The sequence below is a fragment of the Brevibacillus composti genome, assembly GCF_016406105.1.
GTDB lineage: Bacteria > Bacillota > Bacilli > Brevibacillales > Brevibacillaceae > Brevibacillus > Brevibacillus composti.
This window is the reverse complement of sequence record NZ_CP066308.1, coordinates 3,595,902-3,602,500: the sequence shown is the minus strand read 5'-3', so window position 1 is coordinate 3,602,500 and position 6,599 is coordinate 3,595,902. Positions and strand designations below refer to the sequence as shown.

At 54.4% G+C, this 6,599-nt stretch carries 5 protein-coding genes, 13 tRNA genes and 1 rRNA gene (1 of these 19 only partly in view); 18 read left to right on the top strand and 1 reads right to left on the bottom strand.

What is annotated here, in order from left to right; genetic code table 11:
* The 15 genes from JD108_RS18145 to JD108_RS18075 form a co-directional block, all read left to right on the top strand.
* Positions 1-176 (top strand): 23S ribosomal RNA (locus JD108_RS18145); it begins 2,923 nt to the left of the window's first position.
* A 76-nt stretch (positions 177-252) separates the two neighbouring features.
* Positions 253-328 (top strand) — tRNA-Asn (locus tag JD108_RS18140).
* A gap of 3 nt (positions 329-331) precedes the next feature.
* Positions 332-424 (top strand) — tRNA-Ser (locus tag JD108_RS18135).
* 5 nt (positions 425-429) lie between these two features.
* A tRNA-Glu gene (locus tag JD108_RS18130) sits at positions 430-506 on the top strand.
* A 73-nt stretch (positions 507-579) separates the two neighbouring features.
* Positions 580-655, top strand: a tRNA-Val gene (locus JD108_RS18125).
* Between the two features lie 176 nt (positions 656-831).
* A tRNA-Met gene (locus tag JD108_RS18120) sits at positions 832-908 on the top strand.
* 94 nt (positions 909-1,002) lie between these two features.
* Positions 1,003-1,079 (top strand) — tRNA-Asp (locus tag JD108_RS18115).
* 45 nt (positions 1,080-1,124) lie between these two features.
* Positions 1,125-1,197 (top strand) — tRNA-Phe (locus tag JD108_RS18110).
* Between the two features lie 6 nt (positions 1,198-1,203).
* A tRNA-Trp gene (locus tag JD108_RS18105) sits at positions 1,204-1,277 on the top strand.
* Positions 1,278-1,284: 7 nt separating this feature from the next.
* Positions 1,285-1,360 (top strand) — tRNA-His (locus JD108_RS18100).
* A gap of 15 nt (positions 1,361-1,375) precedes the next feature.
* Positions 1,376-1,450, top strand: a tRNA-Gln gene (locus tag JD108_RS18095).
* Between the two features lie 4 nt (positions 1,451-1,454).
* Positions 1,455-1,530, top strand: a tRNA-Gly gene (locus JD108_RS18090).
* Between the two features lie 25 nt (positions 1,531-1,555).
* A tRNA-Cys gene (locus JD108_RS18085) sits at positions 1,556-1,629 on the top strand.
* Positions 1,630-1,641: 12 nt separating this feature from the next.
* Positions 1,642-1,724: transfer RNA gene (locus JD108_RS18080), tRNA-Leu, on the top strand.
* A 363-nt stretch (positions 1,725-2,087) separates the two neighbouring features.
* Positions 2,088-3,419: a purine/pyrimidine permease gene (locus tag JD108_RS18075; RefSeq protein ID WP_198827368.1), complete on the top strand. Its 1,332-nt coding sequence runs from the start codon at positions 2,088-2,090 to the stop codon at positions 3,417-3,419.
* Between the two features lie 90 nt (positions 3,420-3,509).
* Here the strand turns inward: JD108_RS18075 and JD108_RS18070 are convergent, their stop codons facing one another.
* Positions 3,510-4,181 (bottom strand): B3/B4 domain-containing protein, encoded by a 672-nt coding sequence (locus JD108_RS18070; protein WP_198827367.1) that lies wholly within the window; start codon positions 4,179-4,181, stop codon positions 3,510-3,512.
* A 108-nt stretch (positions 4,182-4,289) separates the two neighbouring features.
* Here JD108_RS18070 and rnhA point away from each other — a divergent pair, with 108 nt between their 5' ends.
* The 3 genes from rnhA to JD108_RS18055 all read left to right on the top strand — a co-directional run bounded on the left by rnhA (position 4,290) and on the right by JD108_RS18055 (position 6,506).
* A complete protein-coding gene (gene rnhA, locus JD108_RS18065) occupies positions 4,290-4,724 on the top strand; it encodes a ribonuclease HI (RefSeq protein ID WP_198827366.1) in 435 nt (144 codons plus the stop codon).
* Entirely contained in the window at positions 4,721-5,875 is a 1,155-nt protein-coding gene (queG, locus tag JD108_RS18060) for a tRNA epoxyqueuosine(34) reductase QueG (RefSeq protein WP_198827365.1), read from the top strand. The genes rnhA and queG overlap by 4 nt, the downstream gene beginning before the upstream one ends.
* Before the next feature lie 79 nt (positions 5,876-5,954).
* The gene (locus JD108_RS18055) at positions 5,955-6,506 is read left to right on the top strand and encodes a methylated-DNA--[protein]-cysteine S-methyltransferase (protein ID WP_198827364.1); all 552 of its coding nucleotides are present in this window, start codon (positions 5,955-5,957) and stop codon (positions 6,504-6,506) included.
* Positions 6,507-6,599 lie beyond the last annotated feature (93 nt).

The window sequence follows — 6,599 nt, the reverse complement described above, 5'->3', positions numbered from 1 at the left end:
ATGTGCGGAAGGGATAAGCGCTGAAAGCATCTAAGCGTGAAGCCCCCTCCAAGATGAGACTTCCCACAGCGTTAAGCTGGTAAGACCCCTCATAGACGATGAGGTTGATAGGTTCGGTGTGGAAGCGCGGCAACGCGTGGAGCTGACGAATACTAATCGGTCGAGGACTTATCCACAACCAATCGCTTAGCAAGCATGCATATCCAGTTTTGAAGGTGCGAAACAGCACACATGCTGCTACCTTCAATTCGTTCCTCGGTAGCTCAGTTGGTAGAGCAATCGGCTGTTAACCGATCGGTCGGGGGTTCGAGTCCCTCCCGAGGAGCCATATGGATGGATGTCCGAGCGGCCGAAGGAGCACGATTGGAAATCGTGTAGACGGGGATGACTCGTCTCGTGGGTTCAAATCCCACTCCATCCGCCATACATGGCCCGTTGGTGAAGCGGTTTAACACAGCAGCCTTTCACGCTGTCATACAGGGGTTCGAATCCCCTACGGGTCACCATACACCCTGCAAGGTATTCGACAAGATATCGAATACCTTGCAGGGCCCTAAGACTTCTTTTTACAGGAATCAGGGAGGCTTAGCTCAGCTGGGAGAGCATCTGCCTTACAAGCAGAGGGTCGGCGGTTCGATCCCGTCAGCCTCCACCATGTTCTTATTCGCGACGATCGGAAACGGGATCTCCCGTACCGGTTCACCCTCGATGAAGAACGAGGAGCATTGCTCGGGTACTTCAGATCTTGCTCGCTTGCGAAGATGATTCGACGCAGTGTCGCAAGTGGAAGCGATCCCGTCAGCCTCCACCATTTTTATCCATCATAATCATCGCGGGATGGAGCAGTCTGGCAGCTCGTCGGGCTCATAACCCGAAGGTCGCAGGTTCAAATCCTGCTCCCGCAACCAAATCTACTTGTACTACGTCGAGATAATCCTCTTCGGTCAAGTAGAATCGTAGTCCCCGCAGGGGGCAACCAAATCTTGCTTGTTAACCAAAAATGGAGCTGTGGTGAAGTTGGAGTTCACGCCGGTCTGTCACACCGGAGGTCGCGGGTTCGAGTCCCGTCAGCTCCGCCATCTTGTCCTTTGGTACAGATGGCAATGATGATTTGTTCTTACTTTGGCTCGGTAGCTCAGTCGGTAGAGCAGAGGACTGAAAATCCTCGTGTCGGCGGTTCGATTCCGTCCCGAGCCATCTTAGAGGGGCATAGTTTAAAGGTAGAACGAAGGTCTCCAAAACCTTTGGTGTGGGTTCGATTCCTACTGCCCCTGCCATTATGTGGCGGTCGTGGCGAAGTGGTTAACGCATCGGATTGTGGCTCCGACATTCGTGGGTTCGATTCCCATCGATCGCCCCATTTTTAACCTCATATTGGGGTATAGCCAAGCGGTAAGGCAACGGACTTTGACTCCGTCATTCCTAGGTTCGAATCCTAGTACCCCAGCCATTTTGCGGACGTAGCTCAATTGGTAGAGCGTCGCCTTGCCAAGGCGAAGGTCGCGGGTTCGAGACCCGTCGTCCGCTCCATATAGCTTTTAGCTCTCTCACCTACGGAGGCATAGCCAAGTGGTAAGGCACGGGTCTGCAAAACCCTTATCCCCGGTTCAAATCCGGGTGCCTCCTCCATCAACTTGATAAGCCGGTATGGCGGAATTGGCAGACGCGCGCGACTCAAAATCGTGAGGGAAACCGTGGGGGTTCAAGTCCCTCTACCGGCACCATAAGAAAAAGGAATCGATCCCCGGTTCCTTTTTTTATTTGGCCAATTCGTTCGTTACCCCATATGAAAAAGTGGGACGCAGCCTGGCCAAAGACGAACAGAAGAGCATAGATTCGTGGCGAAACAGATGATTTCATTTTATCAACCACTTATGATAAAATAGCGAAGTTTGAATGATACCAGGAATTCCGACTTTTGCAGATGCAGGCACCGCAGATACAGACGCGAAAACGGTGGAGTACAAAAACGCACGCTCTTGATGGCGTGCTTTCTGTTTTCCGCAAAAGGGCATGTATTTCTGTCTTTTGGAGCTGCGTGCATCCTCACAGGAGGATCGGGAGAAAGAAAAGGGGTTGTCGGATAAATGGGATATGGATTGCAGGAGAAGCCCCCCATTGGCATAACCATCCTGTCGGCCTTGCAATGGATGATCGTGACGGTATCCAGCAGCGTAGCGGTACCGCTGGCCATTGGCGACATATACGGATTATCGTCCGAAGAGGTCGGGATATTGATGCAGCAAACCATGTTTTATGTCGGGCTGGCTTCCTTTTTGCAAGCATGGATCGGACACCGCTATCCGATGATCGAAGGACCGGCGGGATTGTGGTGGGGCATTTTCATCATTCTGGCTCAGATTGGCACCAGTGCAGGAATTGCGCCGCGAGAAATCGGGCAATCCTTTCAGCTCGGTCTGATTTTGGCAGGTGTCCTGTTTTTTTTGTTCGGTCTTTTAGGCTGGATCGGGAAGATACAACGCTGGTTTACTCCGCTCGTCTCCGGCACGTATATGGTGCTGTTGGCCGTTTCCTTATGCAGCAGCTTTGTATCGGGCATGCTGGGAATCGGGTATCAGCACGCCAAACAGGTAGATCCGGGCATCGCGCTGGTCTCCATCCTGATCGTAGCGCTCGTGCTGATGTTTCTGCGAACCAAACGCTTTGCGAGCTATGCTGTATTGCTCGGGATGACAGCGGGCTGGGGCGTGTATGCGATGCTGGGGTGGACAGAGCCGATTCGTCCTGCTGCACAAGTGATAGTGATGCCCACCCTGTTCTTTTGGGGCGCTCCGAAATGGGACCTCGGAGTCGTGTTGACCAGCCTGTTGACCGGTTTTGTCTTGCTCACCAACCTGGTGACTAGCATGAATGTGATGGGAAAAGCGACAGCCGCTCCTCCCACGGCGGGGCTGTATAATCGCGGGGGCATATTTACGGGTGTCTCCCATGTATTGTCCGGTTTGTCCGGGGTCGTCGGAATGATCCCGCTGTCCATAGCCGCCGCGGTCGTCGAGACGACCAAAATGGCGGCGCGTCTGCCGTTTTTGCTGGCGATGGCGGGCATGATGCTGATCGGTTTGCTGCCGCCCATTTCGCAATTTCTGGCGGGACTGCCGACACCGGTCGCCTATGCGGGCATGTTTATCACTTACACGCAGCTGCTCGGTTTTGGCCTAAAGGACATTTCCTCTGTCGAGTTGGATTCGCGGGCGGTTTTGGTTGCGGGCAGCTCGATCCTCGCCGGGATCGGCGTGATGTTCGTTCCGACGACGGCGTGGCAGAACCTCCCATCGTTTGCCAGCTTCCTGTTTGGGAACGGCCTTTTGCTCGGGGTCTTGGTCAGCATGATCCTGGAGCATCTGGTGTTTCGGAAAAAGCGGGAAACAAAACAGGAAAAAGACGGCCAGTCAGTCTAAAGGCCGTCTTTTTTCCTGCTTGCAGCCAAGCTGGATGCCCTGCAATCCGCATACCCGTACATGGAAAAGATCCATGAAAAGATGGGTGGTCTACACGGACACGATATAAGAAGAGCCAACCTGACCGCCGTTGATATCCGTAAACATCCGGGCGGTCGAACCGAGGATCTCGTCGCGTTCCTCCTCAGCTATCTGTTCGTGGAAGAAAATAACTTGCATCAGATTGGTGCTCTCTTCGGTGACAGGAGTTCGTTTGGAATCGACGATCGGACTGCCAAAGGCGCCTGCTTCGTCTGCCAGCACCAGTTTTCCTTCCATGTTTACTTCCCGGCCGTTCAGGCCATCGTAGACATCTGTGGCTTGTCCCACGCGACAGAGGACGCCGCCCGTGATCTTTGCTTCATCGTAGATGCCATAGGGCAGGGCATGCAGGACGGAGAGGAAATTGTTAACATCCACTGCGCTGTTGATCCAAAAGAAAGGATTCCCCTGCAAAAGCCGGCGGAGCAAGGCTTCCGAAGAAGGGCGGTAGCGGGCCGGATCGATGCCGAGGCGCTTAAAGACGGAGCGCCATTGTGCGACTCCTTCAATCTCACTGATCTTGGATAGCTCCCGCTCTAGGCGCAGAGACTCGACGAACAGATTAATCCTCCCCTGCAGCATTTTCGGGGAGGGACTCACCGTAACGTCCTGGTAATGGATGACTCCCAGCGTAAACGCGGGAAGGAATTCGGCCAACTCGGGGGCAAGCCTTACCTTCATAGCAGCTCACTCCTTATGTACATCATTTTTTGGTAGTATAGCAAATAAATTTTGTGATAGCGACTATCCTTCGATACAATAAGAATAGACAGGAGGGATAACCTGATCATGCGTGAAGTGACAATCTATACGGACGGCGCGTGCTCCGGCAATCCAGGCCCGGGCGGCTGGGGAGCCGTGCTGATGTACGGTGAACATAAAAAAGAGATGTCCGGTGCCGAGCCAAATACGACGAATAACCGGATGGAGCTGAAGGCGGCGATAGAAGCCCTCTCTGTACTGAAAGAGCCTTGCAAGGTTACGCTGTACAGCGACAGCGCCTACCTGGTCAATTGCTTCCAGCAGGGATGGTACAAGGGCTGGCAGCGCAACGGATGGAAGAACAGCAAAAATCAGCCGGTAGAGAACCAGGATCTCTGGAAGGAGCTGCTCCGGCTGATGGAGATTCACAGCGTCGAGTACGTCAAGGTAAAAGGACATGCCGACAACGTCTGGAACAACCGCTGCGACGAGCTGGCCACAGGAGCGATCAAGACGCTGTGAACGAACGCCGATATTGGGAGGAAACCAAGCAGGCCATCATCCGTTACGCCGCTGAGATCGGAATCGACAAGATCGGCTTTGCCAGTGCCGACCCCTTTTTGACTCTCAAAGACCGCCTGATCGTTCATCGGGAAAAAGGATATGAATCCGGCTTCGAGGAGCCGGACCTGGACAAGCGGACGGATCCTGCCCTCAGTCTGGGCGGGGCGCGTTCACTGATCTCGATTGCACTCGCCTACCCTGCCAAGATGGCGAATCCGCCGAAGTCGGAGCCGGGGGCATACCGCGGGATATTGTGCCGGGCGGCGTGGGGAACTGACTATCACCACGTGCTGCGGGACAAGCTGGACAAACTGGCCCAGTACATCCGTGAATTGGAGCCGGAGGCCAAGATCGAGTCCATGGTGGATACCGGGGCGCTCTCTGACCGCGCGGTGGCAGAGAGAGCCGGGCTCGGCTGGGTCGGCAAAAATTGTTCGCTGATTACTCCCGAATTCGGTTCTTGGGTGTATCTGGGAGAACTGATTACCAATCTGCCGTTGCCTCTCGACACCCCTGTGGAAGAAGGCTGCGGCGATTGCAATCTCTGTGTGGAAGCCTGCCCGACCGGCGCGTTGGTACAGGGAGGGCAGCTGGATTCGCAAAAATGCGTAGCCTATCTGACGCAGGTGAAGGATTTTATTCCGGAGCAGTATCGGGGAAAGATCGGCAACCGTTTGTATGGCTGTGATACCTGCCAGACGGTTTGTCCAAAGAACCGGGGGAAAAACTTTACCCATCACCCCGAGTTCCAGCCTGATCCGGACGTGGCCAAACCATTGCTTCGGCCGCTCCTGCAGATGAGCAACAGGGAGTTTAAAGAAAAATTTGGGCTCTCCTCCTCCTCTTGGCGAGGAAAGAAGCCCATCCAGCGTAATGCCATTCTGGCTTTGGCTCATTTTCGCGACCGTTCTGCCGTTCCCGATTTGATTCACTTGATGGAAAAAGACCCGCGCGAGGTCATCAGGGGGACGGCGGCATGGGCGCTTGGAAAAATCGGCGGCGAGGAAGCAGAAGCGGCCCTGGGCCGGGCGCTGGAGAGAGAGACGTCGCCAGAGGTATTGGCGGAGGTGGAGAGAGGCATCGCCCTCTTGCACCAGGCCCGTTCCTGATGGACGCCTGCGGGATAGAGCGCTCGCCGGTTTAGGGAGATTTGAGGAGAGGAAAAAACGGCTGGGGAGGAATGGAAAAGTGGGACAAACCATTGGCTTCACCACGATGTTCTCGCGAATTGGACCGTTGTTGCTCGCTTCTACGGAGGAAGGACTTTGCTATCTGGGATTTGGTGAAGAGCAGCAGGCGTTGCCCGTTTTTCAGCGATGGGCCCGAAAAATGTTCTTGGGCGCTATCCTGGAACCGGATGAGAGGGGAAACCAGCAAGCCAAAACGGAGCTGGAAGAGTATTTCTCCGGGAACAGAAAACAATTTGATGTGCCGATCGCCTTGCATGGCACGGCTTTTCAAAAGGCAGTGTGGCAGGAACTCACCCGTATCCCCTACGGTGAAACGAAGTCCTACAAAGAGATTGCGCTGGCGCTGGGACAGGCAAAGGCCGTTCGGGCCATCGGCGGTGCCAACAATCGCAATCCCATCCCCATCATCGTCCCGTGTCACCGTGTCATCGGGTCCAATGGAGCCTTGGTCGGCTACGGCGGCGGGCTCTCCATCAAAGAGCAGCTGCTGGCATTGGAAGGCGCGGGCAAGCCATCCTCTCACCCAGAATCGGTAAAAGCTATCCGTTAGCGGATAGCTTTTTTGTTTTCCCTCTCTTTTTGGCGACTCTTCCTTCTGAAACAGCGGGATGGTTCATATTTTATCAACATAGGAAAAGTATTC